Origin of the sequence: Stenotrophomonas sp. 1278 (assembly GCF_029892765.1) — a bacterium.
GTDB lineage: Bacteria > Pseudomonadota > Gammaproteobacteria > Xanthomonadales > Xanthomonadaceae > Stenotrophomonas > Stenotrophomonas indicatrix.
In genome coordinates this window covers 157,659-177,728 of record NZ_JARXWD010000001.1, presented here as the reverse complement: position 1 = coordinate 177,728, position 20,070 = coordinate 157,659, and the positions used below count along the sequence as shown (strand labels likewise).

The window sequence follows — 20,070 nt, the reverse complement described above, 5'->3', positions numbered from 1 at the left end:
CTTGCGCCCGCGCACCTCTGACGATTGCCCTTCCACCCAGCTATATGCCAAGTCTGGAACCTGACCATGCTCTCCGGCCCCTCCCTTGACGTTCTGCTGCGGCGCCTGCTGGACATGCCGCCCGATTTCCTCGAGCCACCGCGCCGCGCCGGCAGCGGTCGGCTGCACGTCGCGGCGGTGGTGGGCGATGTGTTTGCCGCACGCTCGCTGCACCTGCCCCCTGCACTGCGGGCAACGCTGTCGGGTGATCTGGCCGGCGTGGATGCAAACCAGCTCTCGCTTTCAGCGGTGACCGCATGGCTGATGGCAGATGCGTACTGGAATGCACTGGCTATCGCCCCGGAGGCGTGGATGCCCCTGTTCGCCGAAGCAGTGCCAGCGCTGGCGGCCAGTACCAGCGCAGACCGGTTCGTGTTCGATCCGGAGCGCCGCGAAGAACTGGTGCGTACCGTGGTGGCCCGGCTGGGCCTGCTGCCGCAGGGTGAAACAGCGGCCCAGGCGACCGATCGCCTGGCCCGGGTCAGCGGCGTGGAACGGCAGCGCCTGCTCGATGCCAGCCGCGCCGCTGAAGCGCGCGCGCGTGCCATCCGCGAGGCCTTGGCGCGCAAGGCGGCCGAAGAGTCTGCGGACAAGTGGACCCGCGAGTGAGCCGCGAGCCGACCGATGCCGATCGCTATCCCACGCTGAGCGCGGCGGGCCTGGCGATGCTGCAGCAGATGCGCGAGCACCCGGCGGCGCCGATCTTCCGCAATGCCAGCGGCAACCGCCTGCTTGCCGATGAGGTGACGGCATTGCGTGGCTACGAACGGGAGATCGCCTGCGCGCGCTTCGAGTGGACGCCAGATCAACCGCCACCGTGGCTGCAGGCGCATGTCACCGAGGTGTTTGCGCAGGTGCCGTACTACCGCGCGCAGGCGATGCCAGCTTCCTTCACCGACATTGCACCGGTCCACCGTGGCGACCTCGCAGCGGACATCGCCCGTTTCGTGCCAGACCCGGTACCGCTGGAGCGGATGATCAATTTCCGCACCACCGGCACCACCGGCCATCCACTGGTACTGCCATCGCATCCGGTGGTGGCGGCACGCTATCTGGCCCATCACAAGCGCGCCTTGCAGCGCTTCGGCATCACCCTGGCGCACGGCCGCGGCCAGATGGGGGTGATGTTGCTGGGCATGCAGCAGCGGTGCTTCACCTATGTTTCGGTGACACCGACGATGGACGAATCCGGCCTGGCCAAGATCAACCTGCATCCCGATGACTGGCGCCATCCTGAGGACCGCGCACGCTACATCGACCAGATGCAGCCGGAAGTGATCGCCGGCGATCCGATTTCCTTCGCAGCGCTGCTGGAATTGCCCGTACGGCACCGGCCGCAGGCGCTGCTGTCGGTATCGATGGCGCTGTCTCCGGGCCTGCGCCAGGCCCTGGCCGCGCGCTTTGGCTGCGCGGTGCTCGATCTGTATTCGATGAACGAAGCGGGCCCGCTGGCCGTGTATGACGATGCAGCCGGCGGCCACGTACTGCTGCAGCCGCGCATGTATGTGGAAATTCTCGGGCCCGACGGGGCACCGTTGCCGCCCGGGGAGATCGGTGAGATCACGCTCAGCGGCGGATTCAACTTCTGCCTGCCGCTGCTGCGCTACCGCACCGGCGACCGCGGCGCGCTGGCCATGGCCGGCGATACGCCGATGATCGTCGGCCTGCAGGGGCGACGTCCGGTACGCTATCTGACCGCCGACCAGCAGTGGATCAACAACATCGACCTGACCCATGCGCTGGCTGCGCTGCCGTTGTCACGATACGTGGTGCATCAGCACAGCGATGGCCGCGTTGCATTGTCGTTGCCACCTGCAGAGCTGGGCTACTCCGCCGAGGCGATCCGCTGCCTGCGCGCGGTGTTGCGAGGACAGCCGGTGGATGTCATTGCGCTGCAGCGCGAAGACAAGGTTCTGCAGTACTCCAGCGACGTAGCCGGGAGCAGTTCGCCGCCGCGATGAGTGCCCTGCGTCAGCGCAGCCAGTGCGCATAGGCGGCCAGCACCGCCAGGTGCGCCACGTAGTAGACGTAGAACGCCCAGCGCCATCGTGGCAGCCGCCACTGCACGGGCGCGGCCGCCAGCGCCAGCGGGATGGCCAGCAATGCCCATCCATTGCCATTGACCCAGCACAGCCCACCGAATCCGAACGCCAGCAGCCAGTAGGCCCGGTGGCGGAATGCGATCCAGCCCAGCATCACGAATGCCACGCCCACCCATTGGTAATCCACGAAGAACGGCAGCAGCCCACCCGCCACCAGCAGCAACAGTTGCCGGTTATTGGCCAGCGCGTGCACCGCTACAGCGGCCAGGCCGAAGGTCAACAGGATGTTCAGCGGCAGCCAGTAGCCGAAGGCCAGCACATGGAAGGGTTGCGCGACCAGCCCCCACATCCCGAGCCGGCGGATCGACTTGCGCAGGTCCGCATCCGGTTGCGCGAGGTTGCAGGCCATCACCAGTGCGAACAGCGGGAAGGCGATGCGCCCCAGCTCGCTGACCACCGGTACATAGCCGCCGAAAACCACTTTGGCGACATGATCGCCGGTCATCGACAGCAGCGCGAGCCACTTCAGCAGCTCGCGGGCGCCGCTGCCGAGGGCGCTGCGCGCCGGGGAGTATCGTGCAGCGACGTCCTGCGCGCTCATGCCATCCATCCTCTGCGTCCTGCAGGGTCGATATCGCCAGGAATCGGCGGCCTTACCCCTTGAACGCAAAGAATACTTGAACCTGGGGCGGATGACGCTGGTCGATGTGCCCCGCTATCCTTGTAGTCCCTGCTTGTGAGGCACCGCCATGCGCACGCTGTACCCGCCGATTACCCCGTACCGCGAACACACGCTGCCCGTGGATGCACTGCACACCCTGCATGTCGAGGAGTGCGGCACGCCCGATGGCATTCCGGTGGTGTACCTGCATGGCGGTCCGGGCGCTGGCATCTCGCCCACTCACCGCCGCTTCTTCGACCCCAGGCGCTACCGCATCGTGCTGATCGATCAGCGCGGCAGCGGCCGCTCCACGCCCTTCGGCGAGCTTCGCGACAACACCACGCAGCATCTGGTGGCCGACATCGAGAAGATCCGCCAACACCTGGGCATCGAGCGCTGGCTGGTCTACGGCGGCTCCTGGGGTTCGACCCTGTCGCTGGCCTATGCACAGGCGCATCCCGACCGCGCCACCGGGCTGATCGTGCGCGGCGTGTTCCTGGGGCGCGAGGAAGAGAACCGCTGGTTCGCCGAGCTCAACGGCGGTGCGCGCTGGATCTTCCCGGAGCGCTGGGATCGCTACCAGGCGCACATTCCGGAAAGCGAGCGCGGCAACATGCTCGACGCGTACTGGAAACGCCTGGACCACGCCGACGAAGCCATCCGCATCGCCGCGGCACAGGCGTGGCTGGGCTGGGAAGACAATGCCGCCACGCTGCTGCACGACGTCGACGCGGTGTCCGCTACCGATCCGCTCGATACACTGGCCAAGGCACGCATCGAGGCCCACTACTTCCGCCACAACACTTTCCTCGATCAAGGCCAGCTGCTGCGCGACATCGATCGCATCCGCCATCTGCCGGGTGTCATCGTGCAGGGGCGCTACGACATCATCTGCCCGCCGCGCAGTGCCTGGGACCTGGCACAGGCGTGGCCGGAAGCCCGGCTGGAGATGGTCATCGCCGGCCACAGTGCCAACGAAGCGGCCACGACCGATGCCCTGGTGCGGGCCACCGACGCTTTCGCGGACCGCAGCTGAACAAAAGGGGCCAACGGCCCCTTTTTCTATACCAAGGTATAGCCGGGCTAACCCACGGGCCTCTAGGCCTGCTGAATACGAGCGCGGACAATAGCGCCACTGGCCAGCGACTGGCCGCCCCACGCGGAGACGCAGATGGATCCCGACCCTGCCGGGCGCAACGCGCGCCCCAGCCTGCCTATTTGTTCACTGCTGGCGACTGACGGCCGGTTCCTGTCCGTGTAAGCGATGGGAGCCCCGGGCAGCGCCTGCCCGGAGGAATCCCATGTCCTACAAGATTCTCTACATCACCGTGCGCCGCCTGATCGGTGAGCGCGATGTTTCCGCCCTGCGCAGCCTGCTGCTGCAGCACGGCCCTGTCCTGTTCGCCCGTTCGCTGGCCCTCGGCTCGCCACGGGTGGTGGCCGACGCACTGTCGCTGCTGCCGATCAGCGAGCGCATCAACGTGCTGCGCCACCTGCCCTACCCGCTGCGCGATGCGATGAAGCCGCTGTGCATCGGCGGCAGCCAACGCTTGCGCATGCAGCCCTGGTCGCCATCGGTGCTGGCCATGCGCCACGCCTGATACCCCCCCTTCCGCTCCACGCGCCGGCTGCGCCCGGCGCCGCTCCAAGAGGACCTTCCCATGAGCCTGCTCAACGCCTGGTTCAACGCCTTCCTGCGCAGCCGTCGCGCGGGCAACCTGTTCGGTCGTCGCGCGATGCCCGAAGCCGGGTATGGCCGTGGCAGCACGCAGGCCGCGCCCACCGCGCTCACTGCTGGACTGCTCGCGCTTGCACAGGGCAGCGAAGCCGATGCGCTGGCCACCCTGCAGTCACATGTCGATGGTCTCAGCCCGCACGAGGCCGAAGAGCGCCTGCTGCGCTTCGGCCCCAACGAGGTCGATCACGAGAAGCCACTGCCGTGGTGGCGCCATCTGTGGCAGTGCTATCGCAACCCGTTCAACCTGCTGCTGACGGTGCTGGCGGCCGTGTCCTGGCTGACCGAAGACGCCAAGGCGACGGTGGTGATCGGCGCGATGGTGGCGCTGTCCACCCTGATCCGCTTCGTGCAGGAGGGGCGCTCCAATCGCGCCGCCGAACGGCTGAAGGCACTGGTAGGCAACACCGCCCGCGTGCTGCGCCGCGCTGCGGGCACCGAGGCGGCGGAGGTGGCCGACCAGTATTTCGGCGCACAGCTGCACAGCCGGCGGCCGGCACGGCTGCTGGACCTGCCCATCCGCGACCTGGTACCGGGTGACCATATCGTGCTGTCGGCCGGCGATATGATCCCGGCCGACTGCCGCGTGCTCGCCGCCAAGGATCTGTTTGTTGCACAGGCGGCGATGACCGGCGAATCGCTGCCGGTGGAAAAGTTCGTGCAGCCGGGCAACGCCGACGCCGGCCTGATGGAACAGGCCAACCTGTTGTTCATGGGTACCAATGTGGTGTCCGGCACGGCAACAGCACTGGTGCTGGCCACCGGCAACACCAGCTACTTCGGCACCCTCGCCCAGCGCAGCAGTGCCAGCGATCGCGCGCCGACGGCATTCCAGGCCGGGGTCAACAGTGTCAGCTGGCTGCTGATCCGCTTTGCCCTGGTGATGGTGCCGTTCGTGCTGCTGGTCAATGGCTGGACCAAGGGCGACTGGACCGAAGCATTCCTGTTCGCGCTGTCGGTGGCAGTCGGCCTGACCCCGGAAATGCTGCCGATGATCGTCACCTCCACCCTGGCCAAGGGCGCGGTGCTGCTGTCGCGGCGCAAGGTGATCGTCAAGCGCCTGGACGCGATCCAGAACTTCGGTGCGATGGAAGTGCTGTGTACCGACAAGACCGGCACCCTCACCCAGGACAAGATCGCGCTGGAGCGGCACACCGATGTGTTCGGGCAGGATTCGGAGGATGTGCTGACCTTCGCCTACCTCAACAGCCACTTCCAGACCGGCCTGATCAACCTGCTGGATCGTGCGGTGCTGGAGCATGTGGAGCTGCAGAGCTCGCTGCGCCTGTCGCAGGACTACCGCAAGGTCGATGAGATTCCGTTCGACTTCGAGCGCCGTCGCATGTCGGTGGTGGTCTCCGAGCGCGAGGACCATCACGAATTGATCTGCAAGGGCGCGGTGGAGGAGATGCTGGCGGTGTGCAGCACCGTGCGCGAGAACGGCCGGGACATGCCGCTGGACGCGCAGCGCCTGGCCCGGGTGCGGCAGACCACCGAGGAACTGAACGAACAGGGCCTGCGCGTGGTGGCGGTGGCGATGAAAGAAACCTCCGCCAGCCAGACGGTCTACTCGCAGGCCGACGAGCGGGATCTGACCCTGGTGGGCTATGTGGCCTTCCTCGATCCGCCGAAGGAATCCGCTGCTCAAGCACTGCAGGCGCTGGCCGCGCATGGTGTGGAAGTGAAAGTGTTCACCGGCGACAACGAACTGGTCACCGCGAGGATATGCGCCCAGGTCGGCCTGGACGCCGACACGATCGTGACCGGCCCGCAGATCGAGCGCATGGACGACGCTGCCGTGGCGCGTGCACTGCAGGAGCACCGCGTGTTCGCCCGCCTCACGCCCCTGCACAAGGAACGGCTGGTGCGCGAGCTGCGCGCGCAGGGCAAGGTGGTCGGCTTTCTCGGCGATGGCATCAACGATGCTCCCGCACTGCGCGCCGCCGATATCGGCATCAGCGTGGACAGTGCGGTGGACATCGCCAAGGAGGCCGCCGACATCATCCTGCTGGAAAAGAACCTGATGGTGCTGGAGGAAGGTGTCATCCAGGGGCGGCGCACCTTCAGCAACATGCTCAAGTACATCCGCATGACCGCCAGCTCCAATTTCGGCAACGTGTTCTCGGTGCTGGTGGCCTCGGCGTTCCTGCCCTTCCTGCCGATGTTGCCGCTGCAGCTGCTGGTGCAGAACCTGCTGTATGACATCTCGCAGATCGCCATTCCGTTCGACAACGTGGATGAGGAGCTGGTGCGCAGGCCGCTGAAGTGGAACCCGGCGGACATCGGCCGCTTCATGGCGTTCTTCGGTCCGATCAGCTCGATCTTCGACCTCAGCTGCTTCGCCCTGATGTGGTACGTGTTCGATGCACGCACGCCGGCCGACCAGGGCCTGTTCCAGTCGGGCTGGTTCGTGGTCGGGCTGCTGACCCAGACGCTGATCGTGCACATGATCCGCACGCCCAAGGTACCGTTCCTGCAGAGCATCGCCGCGCCGCCGCTGCTGCTGATGACCGGGGCGATCATGGCCATCGGCGTGATCCTGCCGATGAGCCCGCTGGCCGGCTACTTCAAGCTGCAAGCATTGCCGGCCGGCTACTGGCCGTTCCTGGTGGCGATCCTGTTCGGCTATGCGGTGCTGACCACCGCGCTGAAGAAGCTCTACATCCGTCGCTACGGCTGGCAGTAAGCGCATCGGCGCAGGGAGAACCCTCATGGACTTCAACCCCCACCTGCCCGCGTTCAACGCGGGCGCCACCCTCAGCTCGCTGATCAGCCTGTCCGTCGCCTTCGTGTTGGGTGCACTGATCGGCCTGGAGCGGCAGTTCCGCCAGCGCACCGCCGGCCTGCGCACCAATACGCTGGTAGCGGTGGGCGCAGCGGTGTTCGTCGACCTGGCCGTGCGCTTCCACGACCTGTACGGCGGGCCACCGTCACCACTGCACGTGGTGGCCTACGTGATCTCCGGCGTCGGCTTCCTCGGTGCCGGCGCGATCATGAAGGATGGCGCCCAGGTGTCGGGCCTGAACACCGCCGCCACGCTGTGGGGCTCGGCGGCGGTCGGCGCCTGCGCCGGCATCAAGCTGCTGCCTGAAGCGGTACTGGCTGCGGTGTTCGTGCTGGCTGCCAACACCCTGCTGCGGCCGGTGGTGAACCGCATCCAGCGGCAACCGCTGCCGGAGGCGTTCAGCGAGGCCACCTATGCCATCAACGTGGTCTGTCAGCGTGAGCAGCAGGCCGAGGTGCTGGACCGGCTGCTGCTGTTGCTGGAGCAGGCGCAGTACCCGGTACGCGCGGTCGACCAGCGGCCGTTCGGCGAGCGCGATGTCGAGATCGAAGCGGTTTTGTACGCCACCACGGTCGATGGCGCTGAACTGGATGCAGTGCTGGCAACGCTGGCCGCCACGCCGGGCGTGCTCCAGGGATTCTGGAACGCCAGCCTGGAAGAGTAGTGCCGGCCGCTGGCCGGCAACCTCATGAACTGCGGGAACACCCTGCAGATGCCGGCCAGCGGCCGGCACTACCCTGCATCTCTCTGGGGCATGCCGACCAAGGTCGGCATCTACTGAACAGCGCTTTGCTATCCTTTCCACCCACGCCAGGGAGCTATCCCGATGCCATCGCTGTCGCCCCGCCGCCCACTGGTCGTGCTGGCCCTGATCATCGTGATGGCGGCCATCTTCCTGGTCGATACGGTTACCGACTACGCCGTTGCCGCTGCCTGCTTCTACGCTGCCGTCATCCTCGCAGCGTCGCGGCGGCTTCCCGCGCGCGGCCTCATCGCCCTTGCGGCAGTCTGCATCGCATTGACCGGCCTCAGCTTCTTCCTGACCCGCTTCGGCACCTACCGCATCGGCCTGGTCAATTCAGCGATCGGCATGCTGGTGATCGGCATCACCACCTACCTGGCATTGAAGATGGAAGCGGCCAAGGCCGCGGTGCAGGATGCACAGGCGCGCCTGCTGCGGGTGGCCCGCGCCTCCACCGTCGGCGAGCTGACCACCTCCATCGCACATGAAGTGAACCAGCCGCTGGCGGCCATCGCCAGCAGCGCCGAAGCCAGCCAGCGCTGGTTGGCCCAGGAACCGCCGAACCTGGACAAGGCGCGCCAGACCATCGCCCGCATCGTCGCCGACGCCCATCGCGCCAGTGACGTGATTGCCCGCATCCGTGGCCTGACCCAAGGCGCCGCGCCAGAGCGCCAGGCCTTCGACCTCAACCTGGCCGTGGAGGAAATGCTGGCACTCTCGCGCAGCGAACTGGAACAGCATGGTGTGACGGTGGCGCTGGTGCTGGGCAGCGACCTGCCACCCGCCCACGCCGATCGCGTGCAGGTGCAGCAGGTGATCGGCAACCTCATCCTCAACGCCGTCGATGCGATGTCGGACACGCCCGTAAGCGAGCGCAGGCTGTCCCTGGTAACAGCGTACGATGGCCGCGGCCACGTCAGCCTGAGCGTGCGCGATCGTGGTGTCGGCCTGCCCTCGGAGCAGATTGACCGCGTATTCGATGCATTCTGGACCACCAAGGCGAACGGCCTCGGCCTGGGCCTCAGCCTGAGCCGCTCCATGATCGAGGCCAACGGCGGCCATATCCGCGCCGAACGACCGGCCGGTGGCGGCGCCTGCTTCATCTTCGAGCTGCCCACGGCCACGGAGGCTGCGCATGCGTAAGCCCACCACAACACCTATGGAACCGTCACCGATCGTCTACGTGATCGACGACGACGCCTCGGTGCGCGCCGCGCTGGAGGACCTGCTGGCCTCGATGGGCCTGCAGGTGCGGGCCTTCGCCTCCACCGGGGAATTCCTTGCCCACCCGCGGGACGACGCTCCGTCATGCCTGGTGCTGGACGTGCGCATGCCCGGGCAGAGCGGACTGGATTTCCATCGCAGCATGGCCAGCCACGATCTGCACCTGCCGGTGGTGTTCATCACCGGCCACGGCGATATCGCCATGGGCGTCAATGCGATCAAGGACGGCGCCATCGAATTCCTGACCAAGCCGTTCCGCGACCAGGAATTGCTGGACGCGATCCACAGGGGCATCGAGCTCAATCGCCTGCAACGCCGCGAGGGTGACGCGCTGGGGGCATTGCAGCTGCGCTGGCGCACCTTGAACGCCGGCGAGCGCGAGGTGGTTGCCGGCGTGGTGCGCGGGCGCCTGAACAAGCAGATCGCCGCCGACCTGGGTGTCAGCGAGATCACCGTGAAGGTGCGTCGCGCGCAGGTCATGCGCAAGATGGAAGCACGCACGCTGGTCGATCTGGTGCGCATGTATGACCGGCTGCAGGCCGCTGCGCCATGACCGCCTACGTGGCCCTGCTGCGCGCGGTCAATGTCGGCGGCACCGGCAAGCTACCGATGACCGAGCTGGTGCGGATGTGCGAGAACGCCGGATTCCGGGACGTCCGCACCTATATCGCCAGCGGCAATGCCGTGTTCAGCAGTGCGCTCGACGAAGCGGGTGTGCGCGGCAGTTTGGCGAAAAGCCTGCATGCTTATGCGGGCAAGCCGGTCGGCGTGATGGTGCGCACCGCTGCTGAGATGGCCGAAGTGGTCGCCCGCAACCCGTTCAAGGACGCCGCCGGCAACCGTGTCGTCGCCCTGTTCATCGATGCGGCGCTGCCGAAGGACCCGCTGCAGGGCGTGACGGGTATTGGCGAAGAACAGCTCGCTCTCGGCAAGCGCGAGCTGTTCATCCACTACGGCGATGGCATGGCCGGTTCGCGCCTGCGCATCCCCTTCGCAGCAAACGGAACCGGCCGCAACATCAACACCGTGAGCCGACTGGCGGCGATGGCTGCGGAGCTGCGCTGAGCTCAGGCCTGCCGGGCAGCCCCCTAACTGCGCGTCGCTGCAATGCTTCGCTTCAACCGTGTATCGGCCAGCCCCACCACCAGCAGCACGATGCTGGTCAGCCACCCTGCCGCCAGCAGGTGCATCCATGGCAGCACGAAGCCGAGCACGACCAGAACCCCTGCCCCCACCAGGTGCGAGCGCGGCACGCGGCCGTAGACCGCCCGCTTGTACAGTGCGCTGCCCAGCAGGTAGATGAGCGGCCCTGCTGCCAGCATCGCGGCATACGCCAGGGTCACCCTCGCCTCCGGTTCGTCCATCACCAGGTCGTTGCCAACGGCGGTAGCGATGATGCCGGCGATCAGCAGCGCGTGCACGTAGTGGAAGTAGGCGCCGATGCGGCCCGGGTCGTCGGAACGGGTGATGGTGTCGGTGGCGTCGCGGCTGGAGATGCCGAAGTACAGCCACCACATTGCGATCGTACCGGCAAAGGTCGCCAGCACTGCCGACACCACCGCGCCACTCCAGTGCTCCACCTCGCTCAGCACGCCGCCGGTTGCCAGCAACGTCTCACCCAATGCGACGATCACGAACAACTGGCAGCGCTCGGCCAGGTGCCCACCTTCGATGGTCCACTCGCGGGTACGCGAACGGCCAAGGCCCGGAAACGCGAAGCCGAACATCGGCGAGATGTACTCGCAGGCGACAGCCACCGCCCACAATGCCAGCCGCGCATTGCCCTCGACCGATGCACCGGCCAGCCAGAAGCAGGCCGAAACGCTGACCCAGGCCAGCATGCGCCTGAAGTTGGCGGCCAGCGGGTGCGAGCGCCCTACTTCCAGCAGCACAAACAGCGTCCGCCCTACCTGCATCGTGGCGTAGGCACCGGCGAACATCCAGGCGCGACCGGCAAAGGCTTCCGGGATGGACGAAGACATCAGCAACGCCAGCAGCATCGTGACGAACAACAGGCCACGGATACGCGGCGCCTCCGGGTCGAACCAGTTGCTGACCCAGCACGCGTACTGCCAGCCAAGCCAGACCGCAAACCACAACACCAGCGTCTGCAGCACGCCCAGCAGGCCCAGGTGGTGCAGCAGGTGGTGGCTGAGCTGGGTGACCGCGAACACATAGACCAGGTCGAAGAACAGTTCTTCGTAGGTCACCCGTGCATGATGGCCGTCGCGACGACGCAGGGCAGGAAGACGGGGCGTTGCCGGCATCACGGATCCTCGGTTCAGCGGCCCAGCCGCCAGAAGATGACACCGGCCACCAGCGCCGGCACGGCAAACACCAGCAGCAGGATCGGCAACTCCTCGCGCACCGTATAGCCTGCGCGGCTGACCCCCACCCACATGTTGGCCACCGATACCAGCAGCCAGGTGCCGATGAAGGCCAGCAGCGCCGTTGGCAGCTGAGGGCTGCTTGTGCTCCAGAGCCTGCCGAACAGCGCGAAGACGGCCAGCAGCAGGAACCCGCCGACGATCACCAGAAGCACGTGCATGGTCACTCTCCCGGATAGTGCAGTGCATCCTATCTGCGGCGGAGTATGCGCTGCAGAGGGGGATCATGGAATCACCTTCCCGGGGCGGCGAACAATGCCATTGACCGCCGCCGGGGGCCGGCGGGCGCTTACGCTGGGCTAGCAGTACCGCTACTGAGCTGCGGCGCCCTTATGGGTGCCATGAATTCTATGCGTGACGCGACGAAGGAGGCCCATGCTAGTTTCTGGGCCTCCTTCATCGGTGCCCTCCCATGCGCTTGCAGACCCTCGCCATCACGCTCGCTGCCCTGCTTCCCGCTGCGGCCTCTGCCGCCGAACCAGCGCTGCCGCAACTGCGTGCCTACACCGTTGATGCCTCCTGGCTGCAGCCGATGGCGCCGCTGCAGATTGCCGATCACACCTGGCAGATCGGCACCGAAGACCTGACCGCACTGCTGGTGCAGACGTCGCAGGGCGCGGTGCTGCTCGATGGCGGCATGCCGCAGATGGCCGACCACCTGCTGCGCAACATGAAAGCGCGCGGCGTTGCGCCGCAGGATCTGCGCCTGATCCTGCTCAGCCATGCCCACGCCGATCACGCCGGCCCGGTTGCTGCGCTCAAGCGCAGTACCGCTGCGCAGATCGTCGCAAATGCCGAATCTGCGGTGCTGCTGGCACGTGGCGGCAGCAACGACCTGCACTTCGGCGACGACATCACCTATCCGCCGGCAACGGCGGACAGGATCATCATGGACGGCGAGGTGGTCTCGCTCGGTGGCGTCGACTTCACCGCGCACTTCGTGCCCGGCCATACCCCGGGCAGCACCGCCTGGACCTGGACCGACACCCGGGGCGGCAAGCCGGTGCGCATGGTCTACGCCGACAGTTTGAGTGCGCCGGGCTATCAGCTGCAGGCCAACCCGCGCTACCCGCACCTGATCGAGGACTATCGCCGCAGCTTCGCCACAGTGCGCGCCCTGCCCTGCGACGTCCTGCTGACCCCGCATCCCGGCGCCAGCGGCTGGAACTACGCAGCGGGCACATCGGCAGGAGCCAAGGCAATGACCTGCCAGGACTACGCCGACACGGCCGAACGCAATTTCGACGCGCAGTTGAAGAAGCAACGCGAAAAGCAGCGTTGACCAGGCGCGGCGGCGATCCGCCGCCGCGCCCGCTACACCTTGTCAGCCACCCTGCCCGTGCTGTGCGAAGGGCTGGGTGCTGCCATCGGCCAGCACCAGCTCCACGGTATACGGCTGCACATGGCCATCAGGCATTTCCATGCCCGGTGATCCAGCCGGCATTCCCGGCAGCACCAGGCCACGTGCCGTCGGCCTTTCCTTCAGCAGGCGCTTGATGTCGCTGGCCGGAATATGGCCTTCAACCACATAGCCACCGATCTCGGCGGTATGGCAGGACGCCTTGCCGGCCGGTACGCCGAGCCGTTGCTTGACCGGATGCAGGTCATCGGTATCGCGTATCTTAACCGCGAAGCCGGCAGCCTTCAGGTGGTCGGCCCACACGCCACAGCAACCGCAACTGGCCGTCTTGTGCACGATGGCCAACGGAAGCTCCCGGTCGATCGTCGCTCCGGCCGTCGCCTCGACCGCCGAGGCGGTTGCGGTTGCGGGCGAGGACTCGGCCTCTTCGGAGGCACGCGCGCAGGCGGTGGCCAGCAGAACGGGGGTGAGCAACAGGCTCAGGGAAAGAATGCGGTTCATGGATCAGGTTTTCCTTTGCAATCGCAGGCGCGAGCGCCTGCCATCCACGCGACGGATGCGCGTGGGTCAAGTAGATGAGGGGTATTGCAGGACGGCAGGTACGCAACCTGCGCGCAATCAGGCGATCGGCGGACGAATCAGGTGAGGCAGCGCAGGCGCGGGATGAGCCGGCGGCAGCGCGTCGCCGGGCATTGCACGCAGTGGCCATGCAGCGAGGATTGCCGCTGTCGGCAGCATGGCCACACTCGCCGGCACGCACTCGCAACCCTCGCTGCTGCACGCGGCTGCGCTCCGTTCATCGCAGCAGGCGGGCGTGACAGAGATCGCAGCGTCGGCGATCTCGTGGGGGCCATCGCAATGACCACCGCCGGACTGACCGTTGATGCCGGCCGAGGCAAGCGCCAGCGCCGGTGCATTGAGCACCAGGGTCAGGAGCAGCATCAGTCGCAGCAGCAGGCCGGATATATCCACGGGCTGATGATAGCCGACGCACGATGCGCCCGTCGCCGCTGCCTGCTGTCATCATGCATGACGTTCATTGGAGCCTTTCCATGCCTGCCCGCTTCGCCTCTGCTGCCCTCCTGCTGTCGGCGTTGCTGAGCCTTCCGGCCATGGCAGGCGAACACCAATGGACCGTGCTGTCCAGCGGCGATGGTGACCACACCCGTGAGCGCTGGCAGGTAAGCGGGACGCGGTTGCGAACGCTTCCCGCGTTCGACCCGGCACGCGCCGAGCCGCCGCTGTCGGTGCATCAAGCTGCGGCGGCAGCACTGGTCCACGCGCGCCTGCGTTATCCCGGCGATGACTTCGTGGTCTCCGAGGTGAGCCTGCAGCGGTTCACCGCCGGCGCTGCGCCGCAGAGCGAGGACGCAGCGCGCGGCTGGGTGTACCTGGTCAGCCTCGACTACAACGCCAAGGGCTGGACCCAGATGGTGCCGGTGCTGCTGGATGGCAGCATCGTGCTGAGCGACAACGAGCAATTGTAGGATCGGCGCCTACGCGGGCACGTCGACCTGCGCGCGCATCCGTACCGGAATGGATTTCGCCGCTGGCGTACCGCTGATCCGATCGTAGTAGTCCAGCGGCAGCAGGGGGTTGAGCTCCGGGTAGTAGCCCGCCAGCGCCCCGCGCGGCATCGGGTAATCAAGCACGGTCAGGCCTTCGATACGCCGCGTCACGCCGTCGTCGCTGATCGTTTCCAGGCTTACCAGGGCTTCCTTGCCGAGCCCGCGCGCCAGACGGTCCTCGATGTTCATGAACACCACCATGCGGTCGTTGTACACGCCCCGGTAGCGGTCGTTGTAGCTGTAGATGGTGGTGTTGTACTGGTCGTGCGAACGCACCGTGGCCAGCCGCAGCATCTCCGGGTCATCGACTACCGTGTTCACTTCCAGGCCCGGCATGACGAGGATGTTGGCCTTGCCGTTCGGCGTCGGCCACACGCGCCTGCGCGGCGGAATATCCAGGTGGAAACCGTGCAGTGCCTGGATGCGCTCGTTGAAGCCGGCATAGATGTCCGGGTAGACGGCGGCGATCAGGTCGCGGATCGGGCCGTAATCGTGCATGTACGCGGCCCAGTCCACCTTGCTGCCCGGCAACGTTGCCATCGCCATCCGGCAGACGATCTCCACCTCCGGCAGCACCTGGTCGCTGGCCGGCTCCAGCACGCCGCGCGACGCCGTCACGTTGGACATCGCATCTTCGATGGTGACGAACTGCTCGCCCTTCGGCGTGCGGATCCACTCCGAGCGCGCCACCACCGGCAGGATCAGCGCGTCGCGACCGTGCACAAGATGCCCCCGGTTGAGCTTGGTGGCGATGCCCACGGTCAGTTCCAGTCTGCGCATGGCCTGGTAGGCGCGCTCGGTATCGGGCACGGCATGGATGAAGTTGCCGCCCATGCCGATGAACACCTTGGCACTGCCATCGAGCATCGCCGCGATCGACTCGACCACATGGTGGCCGTGCTCGCGCGGCGGATCGAAACCAAACACCTGCTGCACGCGATCCAAGTAGCGCGCCGTGGGCTTCTCATCGATGCCGACGGTGCGGTCGCCCTGCACGTTGGAATGGCCACGGATCGGACCGATACCCGCGCCCGGCTTGCCGAAATTACCGCGCAGCAACAACAGGTTGGCCACCTGCTGCAGCAGCCGCGACCCCTGCTGGTGCTGGGTCAGGCCCATGCCATAGCAGATGACCGTCGCCTGCGAACGGATGTAGATTTCCGCGCAGCGCCGGATCTGTTCCTGTGCGATGCCCGACACCCGCACGATCTCATCCCAGTCCTGCGCCAGCACGTCCTCGCGCAGCGCCTCCAGGCCAAGGGTGTGTTCGGCCAGGAAAGCATGATCCAGCACTGGCTCACCCTGGGCTTCGCGCTCGAACATCACCTTCATCATGCCCTTGATCAGCGCAAGGTCGCCGCCGATGCGGACGTGCACGAACTCGCTGGTGATCTCGGTGGAACCGAACGTGGCCATCTGCACCACGTCCTGCGGTTCGGTGAAGCGGATCAGGGCACGCTCCGGCATCGGGTTGACCGCCACGATCGGCACGCCGCGCTTGCGCGCTTCCACCAGGTTGCTCATCATCCGCGGCGAGTTGGTGCCGGTGTTCTGGCCCATCACGAAGATCGCCTCGGCGTGTTCGAAGTCGTCCAGCACGATGGTGCCCTTGCCCACGCCGATCGCCGGCGGCAAGCCGCGGCTGGTCGGCTCGTGGCACATGTTCGAGCAGTCCGGGAAGTTGTTGGTACCGAACTCGCGCACGAAGATCGAATACAGGAACGCCGCCTCGTTGGGCGTGCGGCCGGAGGTGTAGAACTCGGCCTGGTCGGGGTTGTCCAGCGCCTGCAGATGACGACCGATGAGTGCAAACGCCTCGTCCCATTCGCAGGGCACGTAGTGATCGGTGGCGGCGTCGTAGCGCATCGGCTCGGTCAGCCGGCCCTGCTGCTCCAACCAGTAATCGGTCTGCGCCATCAGCTCGGTGACGGTGTGCTGGGCGAACAGCTCACGGGTCACCCGGTGCTGGGTCGCTTCCCAGGCCAGGGCCTTGGCACCGTTCTCGCAGAATTCCAGCTTCTTGCGGTGGTCGGCATCGGGGAAGGCGCAGCTGGGGCATTTGAATCCGCCCGGCTGGTTCATCGCCAGCAGTGCCTTGGATCCTTTGCCGATCACGCTCTGCTGCAGCAGCACCTTGGCGGTCGCACCGGCGGCCCCCCAGCCGCCTGCCGGTTGGTTGTAAGGCTTGTAACGCGGCGGCTTCTGTTCGGACATGGTCGGGAACCTGCGTTGGTGGAATGCCTGCCTGCAGTGCCGGGCTCGCGCCCGGCTGCCGTGGCCAGTCAAGCACACCGGCAACCCCAGCACCATGGCCCGGCCCGGGTACAGCAGGCTGCCATGGCAACGGTTACCGCCGCGTCTTCACTGGATGGCTGCGCTATCCTCCGGGCGTAGCCTGCCCTTCTGCTTTGCCCAGGATGTGCCGCATGCCCGGATCGACGTTGCCTTCGCCCCCGCCCGCCGGCACGGCCCTGCGCACGCTGCAGCGCTGGCGCAGCACGGGGCAGGAGCAACGGGTCGATACGATCGCCGAAGAAGTACCGGTGGCGATGCGTTACAACGGCGCGGCCTTCGCGGTGATGATGGCCACGCCATGCGACCTGGAGGATTTCGCGCTGGGCTTCTCGCTCAGCGAAGGGTTGATCGAGCGTCCTGACCAGTTGCTGTCCATCCAGCTGCAACCACAACTGGAGGGCATCGAGCTGAATATGAGCGTGTCCGCCGACGCCCCCGGCGCCGCACTGGATCCTGACAACGGGCGCCTGCTGCCGGGTCGCGGCGGCTGTGGGTTGTGCGGTGCGCGCCAGCTGGAGGACGTGCTGCGTCCGCTGCCTCCGGTAAAGGACCGCCGCACGTATCAGACGGCTGCACTGCAGCGGGCATTGGCTGGGCTGGCCCTACGCCAGCCGATGAATGCTGCCAGTGGTTCGACCCATGCAGCGGCCTGGGCCGATGCCAGTGGCCGCATCGGCTGGGTGCGCGAAGACGTCGGCCGCCACAATGCGCTGGACAAGCTGATCGGTGCACTGCACCACAACGAACACAGCATCGATGGCGGCCTGCTGGTGGTATCCAGCCGTGCCAGCTACGAAATGGCCAGCAAGGCAGCGCGCGCCGGTGCCAGCGTACTGGCCGCCGTCTCGGCCCCCACTGCGCTCGCCATTGATCTGGCCCGCAGTGCCGGCCTGTGCCTGGTGGGCTTCGCCCGCGAAGAAGGCTTCAACGTGTATACCCACCCGGAGCGCCTGCAGGGGGATGGCCTGCACGGGCATCCGCCTGCCTGACGGGTGCCCTCAGCGGATGGACTGGCTGCTACGCCTTGCGCGACCGCTCGGGAGAGAGCAGCCCGCCGATCCGTTCGGTCACCTGTGCGCGCACGTTCTCGTCCAGCTGGCCTTCGTACATGGCCTCGTAGATCCACAGGCCATCGGCCGCCAGCCGCGCCACGAAATTATCCAGCGCCGCCGGATCGTCGCTGCCGGCGGCCGGTGGCGAAGGCGCCCAGCGCTGCACCACCGGTGCCCACGGCCGCTCGCTGGGGAATTCGGGGTCCACCGAGTCCAGCATGAACATCAGCTCGGCACGGGTGGCACTCTGCGTCGACACACGCACGAAGGTCTGGTAGCGCTCCAACGCAGTGGCCTCGCCGGCCGACTTGCCCAGCAGCGCCTCCATCGATGCTTCCCAGCTCTGCACCAGGTGCTCGTCGATGCCGCGCAGCAACGCTTCGCGCGAAGGAAAGTGGTATAGCAGGCCGCCACGGGTCAACTGCGCCTCGGCCGCCACCGATTCAAAGGTGACCGCACGCACCCCGTCGCGGTTGATCACGCTGACGGCGGCGTCGAGGATGCGCTCGCGCTTGCTGGTTCTCATGCCGTTATTTTACGCGATCGGCGGCGCCGTCGCGGCCACCGGCGCGTCCACGCAGCAGGCGCGCGATGATCACCGCGCCGGCCGCCAGCACCGCACTGATCACCAGCAGCACGATCTGGTAACCGCGATCGTAGGCCGCGGTGGCCAGCGCGAACCACTCGCCCTGCCCCACCTCACGCGCCACGTGCAGCGCTTGGGTGAAGCCCTCGCGCGCGGCGGAAGGAATACCCGCCGACTCCGGCAGGAAAGCGCCGTACATCGCAGCGCTCAGGCTGCCCAGCAGCGCGACGGCCAGCAGACCGCCGAACTCGTAGGACACTTCCTCCACCGACGAGGCCATGCCCGCACGATGCGGCGGCACGTTGTTGAGGATGGCGGTGGACGCAACCGAGATGGCAGCACCCATGCCGAAGCCGGTGATCGCCATGCCGGCCACCACCCAGCCCAGCCCATGCGGGAAGCCCAGCGCCACCACGCCCACACCTACCGCGCCGGCCGCAAGACCGCCGCAGATCAGCGGACGCAGGCCGACGCGATGCAGCACGCTGCCGCCCAGCAACGCGCTGGGCAGGCTGCCCAGCGCCGCCACCGATACCAGCAGGCCGGCCTGCAACGGGCTGAGGCCGGCCACCAGCTGGAAACGCTGGGTGGTGAGCAGCTGCAGCCCGGCCATCGCAAACAGGGTGAACACCGCCGACAGGGTGCCGGCAAGGAAGGCCGGATTGCGGAAGATGGCGAAATCCAGCAGCGGATACGGCAACTGCTGCTGGCGGCGGCTGAAGGCGATGCCGGAGATGACCGCCAGCAGCAGCGAGACCGCGCCCACGCTGTACGAAGGCGGCGTGGCGATCAGCGACTTGATCGCCAGTACCAGGCCCGACAGCGCGGCCAGTGCAAGCAGCGAGGACAGCAGGTCCCATGGGCGGGTGCTGTCGCGCTGCCCTTCCGGCGCCAGCAGCAGGGTCGCGATGAAAGCGACCACCACCACCGGCACATTGATGAGGAACACCGAGCCCCACCAGAAGTGCTGCAGCAGCAAGCCACCGATGATCGGCCCCAGCGCCGCACCGACGATGGCCACCGAACCCCAGATCGCGATGGCGATGTTGCGCTCGCGTTCTTCATGGAAGCTGAGCCCGATCAAGGCCAGCGTGGCCGGCATCATCGCCGCCGCACCCACGGCGAGGAAGGCACGCGCGGCGATCAGCTGCCCTGCGGTTGCAGAGAACGCCGCTGCCAACGAGGCGATGCCGAACACCACCAGCCCGACCAGGAACATCCGGCGATGGCCGATGCGGTCGCCCAGGGTGCCCGCCCCCAGCAGCAGGCCGGCCATCACCAGCGGGTAGGCGTTGATGATCCACAGCGCCTGCCCGGCACTGGCGGACAGCTCCTCGGTCAGGGTCGGCAGCGCGGTATACAGCACCGAGTTGTCCAGCGTGACCAGCAGCAGGCCGGCGGCAACGGTGAACAGCAGCGACCAGCGTCGGGCGCGCGACAGGGACGGAGCACCGTCCAAGGGCTGGGAGAGAGCCATGGGAACCTGGATGGGGAAGGAGTACATTCATAACTATACAGGACATCCTGTATAGTTATGAGGCTGCCAGTGAGACCCATTCAGCTGCCGGGAGGCGCAATGCTCCCTGCCTCATGA

General features: G+C 66.9%; 20 protein-coding genes. 12 read left to right on the top strand and 8 right to left on the bottom strand.

Features of this window, described 5'->3' with window-relative positions; genetic code table 11:
* Window positions 1-66 precede the first annotated feature (66 nt).
* On the top strand, window positions 67-648 hold the full coding sequence (locus M2299_RS00805; RefSeq protein ID WP_099842564.1) for a hypothetical protein: 582 nt from the start codon (window positions 67-69) through the stop codon (window positions 646-648).
* Window positions 645-2,000, top strand: coding sequence for an AMP-binding protein (locus M2299_RS00800; RefSeq protein WP_202881908.1), 1,356 nt, complete (start codon window positions 645-647; stop codon window positions 1,998-2,000). The genes M2299_RS00805 and M2299_RS00800 overlap by 4 nt, the downstream gene beginning before the upstream one ends.
* 10 nt (window positions 2,001-2,010) lie before the next feature.
* Here M2299_RS00800 and M2299_RS00795 read toward each other — a convergent pair whose 3' ends face one another.
* Window positions 2,011-2,682: a TraX family protein gene (locus M2299_RS00795; protein WP_100436630.1), complete on the bottom strand. Its 672-nt coding sequence runs from the start codon at window positions 2,680-2,682 to the stop codon at window positions 2,011-2,013.
* A 148-nt stretch (window positions 2,683-2,830) separates the two neighbouring features.
* Here M2299_RS00795 and pip point away from each other — a divergent pair, with 148 nt between their 5' ends.
* The 7 genes from pip to M2299_RS00760 all read left to right on the top strand — a co-directional run bounded on the left by pip (window position 2,831) and on the right by M2299_RS00760 (window position 10,293).
* Entirely contained in the window at window positions 2,831-3,778 is a 948-nt protein-coding gene (pip, locus tag M2299_RS00790) for a prolyl aminopeptidase (protein ID WP_280883658.1), read from the top strand.
* A 265-nt stretch (window positions 3,779-4,043) separates the two neighbouring features.
* Complete coding sequence (locus M2299_RS00785; RefSeq protein ID WP_025874438.1) at window positions 4,044-4,343, top strand: hypothetical protein; 300 nt, start codon at window positions 4,044-4,046, stop codon at window positions 4,341-4,343.
* Between the two features lie 60 nt (window positions 4,344-4,403).
* Window positions 4,404-7,163, top strand: coding sequence for a magnesium-translocating P-type ATPase (gene mgtA / locus M2299_RS00780; RefSeq protein WP_280883657.1), 2,760 nt, complete (start codon window positions 4,404-4,406; stop codon window positions 7,161-7,163).
* Between the two features lie 25 nt (window positions 7,164-7,188).
* The gene (locus M2299_RS00775; RefSeq protein WP_059064285.1) at window positions 7,189-7,926 is read left to right on the top strand and encodes an MgtC/SapB family protein; all 738 of its coding nucleotides are present in this window, start codon (window positions 7,189-7,191) and stop codon (window positions 7,924-7,926) included.
* 162 nt (window positions 7,927-8,088) lie between these two features.
* On the top strand, window positions 8,089-9,147 hold the full coding sequence (locus M2299_RS00770) for an ATP-binding protein (protein ID WP_280883656.1): 1,059 nt from the start codon (window positions 8,089-8,091) through the stop codon (window positions 9,145-9,147).
* Window positions 9,140-9,781: a response regulator gene (locus M2299_RS00765; protein WP_223485664.1), complete on the top strand. Its 642-nt coding sequence runs from the start codon at window positions 9,140-9,142 to the stop codon at window positions 9,779-9,781. Before M2299_RS00770 ends, M2299_RS00765 begins: the two co-directional genes overlap by 8 nt.
* Window positions 9,778-10,293, top strand: coding sequence for a DUF1697 domain-containing protein (locus tag M2299_RS00760; protein WP_223485667.1), 516 nt, complete (start codon window positions 9,778-9,780; stop codon window positions 10,291-10,293). Before M2299_RS00765 ends, M2299_RS00760 begins: the two co-directional genes overlap by 4 nt.
* 23 nt (window positions 10,294-10,316) lie before the next feature.
* Here the strand turns inward: M2299_RS00760 and M2299_RS00755 are convergent, their stop codons facing one another.
* Together M2299_RS00755 and M2299_RS00750 are read right to left on the bottom strand one after the other, a co-directional pair.
* On the bottom strand, window positions 10,317-11,495 hold the full coding sequence (locus tag M2299_RS00755) for a low temperature requirement protein A (protein ID WP_280883655.1): 1,179 nt from the start codon (window positions 11,493-11,495) through the stop codon (window positions 10,317-10,319).
* Window positions 11,496-11,509: 14 nt separating this feature from the next.
* Complete coding sequence (locus M2299_RS00750) at window positions 11,510-11,776, bottom strand: hypothetical protein (protein ID WP_025874431.1); 267 nt, start codon at window positions 11,774-11,776, stop codon at window positions 11,510-11,512.
* 251 nt (window positions 11,777-12,027) lie between these two features.
* Here M2299_RS00750 and blaL1 point away from each other — a divergent pair, with 251 nt between their 5' ends.
* On the top strand, window positions 12,028-12,897 hold the full coding sequence (gene blaL1, locus M2299_RS00745; RefSeq protein WP_280883654.1) for a L1 family subclass B3 metallo-beta-lactamase: 870 nt from the start codon (window positions 12,028-12,030) through the stop codon (window positions 12,895-12,897).
* 42 nt (window positions 12,898-12,939) lie between these two features.
* On the opposite strand, the gene M2299_RS00740 is transcribed toward blaL1, so the two are convergent.
* Both M2299_RS00740 and M2299_RS00735 read right to left on the bottom strand, forming a co-directional pair.
* Entirely contained in the window at window positions 12,940-13,476 is a 537-nt protein-coding gene (locus M2299_RS00740; protein ID WP_280883653.1) for a DUF411 domain-containing protein, read from the bottom strand.
* A gap of 117 nt (window positions 13,477-13,593) precedes the next feature.
* Window positions 13,594-13,917, bottom strand: a complete 324-nt coding sequence (locus tag M2299_RS00735) for a hypothetical protein (RefSeq protein ID WP_280883651.1) — start codon at window positions 13,915-13,917, stop codon at window positions 13,594-13,596.
* Window positions 13,918-14,027: 110 nt separating this feature from the next.
* On the opposite strand from M2299_RS00735, the gene M2299_RS00730 reads away from it, so the two are divergent.
* On the top strand, window positions 14,028-14,462 hold the full coding sequence (locus M2299_RS00730) for a hypothetical protein (protein WP_280883650.1): 435 nt from the start codon (window positions 14,028-14,030) through the stop codon (window positions 14,460-14,462).
* Window positions 14,463-14,471: 9 nt separating this feature from the next.
* Here M2299_RS00730 and M2299_RS00725 read toward each other — a convergent pair whose 3' ends face one another.
* On the bottom strand, window positions 14,472-16,757 hold the full coding sequence (locus M2299_RS00725) for an FdhF/YdeP family oxidoreductase (protein ID WP_280883649.1): 2,286 nt from the start codon (window positions 16,755-16,757) through the stop codon (window positions 14,472-14,474).
* A gap of 212 nt (window positions 16,758-16,969) precedes the next feature.
* On the opposite strand from M2299_RS00725, the gene fdhD reads away from it, so the two are divergent.
* On the top strand, window positions 16,970-17,827 hold the full coding sequence (gene fdhD, locus M2299_RS00720; protein ID WP_099842588.1) for a formate dehydrogenase accessory sulfurtransferase FdhD: 858 nt from the start codon (window positions 16,970-16,972) through the stop codon (window positions 17,825-17,827).
* 28 nt (window positions 17,828-17,855) lie between these two features.
* Here fdhD and M2299_RS00715 read toward each other — a convergent pair whose 3' ends face one another.
* Both M2299_RS00715 and M2299_RS00710 read right to left on the bottom strand, forming a co-directional pair.
* Window positions 17,856-18,416, bottom strand: coding sequence for a TetR/AcrR family transcriptional regulator (locus M2299_RS00715; protein ID WP_280883648.1), 561 nt, complete (start codon window positions 18,414-18,416; stop codon window positions 17,856-17,858).
* A gap of 4 nt (window positions 18,417-18,420) precedes the next feature.
* Window positions 18,421-19,953, bottom strand: a complete 1,533-nt coding sequence (locus M2299_RS00710) for an MFS transporter (protein WP_180831079.1) — start codon at window positions 19,951-19,953, stop codon at window positions 18,421-18,423.
* Window positions 19,954-20,070 lie beyond the last annotated feature (117 nt).

Excerpts from the sequence above, each read along its gene's own strand:
- M2299_RS00765 (WP_223485664.1), top strand. The coding sequence starts at position 9,140 with ATGCGTAAGCCCACCACAACACCTATGGAACCGTCACCGATCGTCTAC.
- fdhD (WP_099842588.1), top strand. The coding sequence starts at position 16,970 with ATGCCCGGATCGACGTTGCCTTCGCCCCCGCCCGCCGGCACGGCCCTG.
- M2299_RS00770 (WP_280883656.1), top strand. The coding sequence starts at position 8,089 with ATGCCATCGCTGTCGCCCCGCCGCCCACTGGTCGTGCTGGCCCTGATC.
- M2299_RS00730 (WP_280883650.1), top strand. The coding sequence starts at position 14,028 with ATGCCTGCCCGCTTCGCCTCTGCTGCCCTCCTGCTGTCGGCGTTGCTG.
- pip (WP_280883658.1), top strand. The coding sequence starts at position 2,831 with ATGCGCACGCTGTACCCGCCGATTACCCCGTACCGCGAACACACGCTG.
- M2299_RS00795 (WP_100436630.1), bottom strand. The coding sequence starts at position 2,682 with ATGAGCGCGCAGGACGTCGCTGCACGATACTCCCCGGCGCGCAGCGCC.
- M2299_RS00725 (WP_280883649.1), bottom strand. The coding sequence starts at position 16,757 with ATGTCCGAACAGAAGCCGCCGCGTTACAAGCCTTACAACCAACCGGCA.
- M2299_RS00740 (WP_280883653.1), bottom strand. The coding sequence starts at position 13,476 with ATGAACCGCATTCTTTCCCTGAGCCTGTTGCTCACCCCCGTTCTGCTG.
- blaL1 (WP_280883654.1), top strand. The coding sequence starts at position 12,028 with ATGCGCTTGCAGACCCTCGCCATCACGCTCGCTGCCCTGCTTCCCGCT.
- M2299_RS00750 (WP_025874431.1), bottom strand. The coding sequence starts at position 11,776 with ATGCACGTGCTTCTGGTGATCGTCGGCGGGTTCCTGCTGCTGGCCGTC.
- mgtA (WP_280883657.1), top strand. The coding sequence starts at position 4,404 with ATGAGCCTGCTCAACGCCTGGTTCAACGCCTTCCTGCGCAGCCGTCGC.
- M2299_RS00735 (WP_280883651.1), bottom strand. The coding sequence starts at position 13,917 with ATGCTGCTCCTGACCCTGGTGCTCAATGCACCGGCGCTGGCGCTTGCC.
- M2299_RS00805 (WP_099842564.1), top strand. The coding sequence starts at position 67 with ATGCTCTCCGGCCCCTCCCTTGACGTTCTGCTGCGGCGCCTGCTGGAC.
- M2299_RS00755 (WP_280883655.1), bottom strand. The coding sequence starts at position 11,495 with ATGCCGGCAACGCCCCGTCTTCCTGCCCTGCGTCGTCGCGACGGCCAT.
- M2299_RS00760 (WP_223485667.1), top strand. The coding sequence starts at position 9,778 with ATGACCGCCTACGTGGCCCTGCTGCGCGCGGTCAATGTCGGCGGCACC.
- M2299_RS00715 (WP_280883648.1), bottom strand. The coding sequence starts at position 18,416 with ATGAGAACCAGCAAGCGCGAGCGCATCCTCGACGCCGCCGTCAGCGTG.
- M2299_RS00785 (WP_025874438.1), top strand. The coding sequence starts at position 4,044 with ATGTCCTACAAGATTCTCTACATCACCGTGCGCCGCCTGATCGGTGAG.
- M2299_RS00710 (WP_180831079.1), bottom strand. The coding sequence starts at position 19,953 with ATGGCTCTCTCCCAGCCCTTGGACGGTGCTCCGTCCCTGTCGCGCGCC.
- M2299_RS00775 (WP_059064285.1), top strand. The coding sequence starts at position 7,189 with ATGGACTTCAACCCCCACCTGCCCGCGTTCAACGCGGGCGCCACCCTC.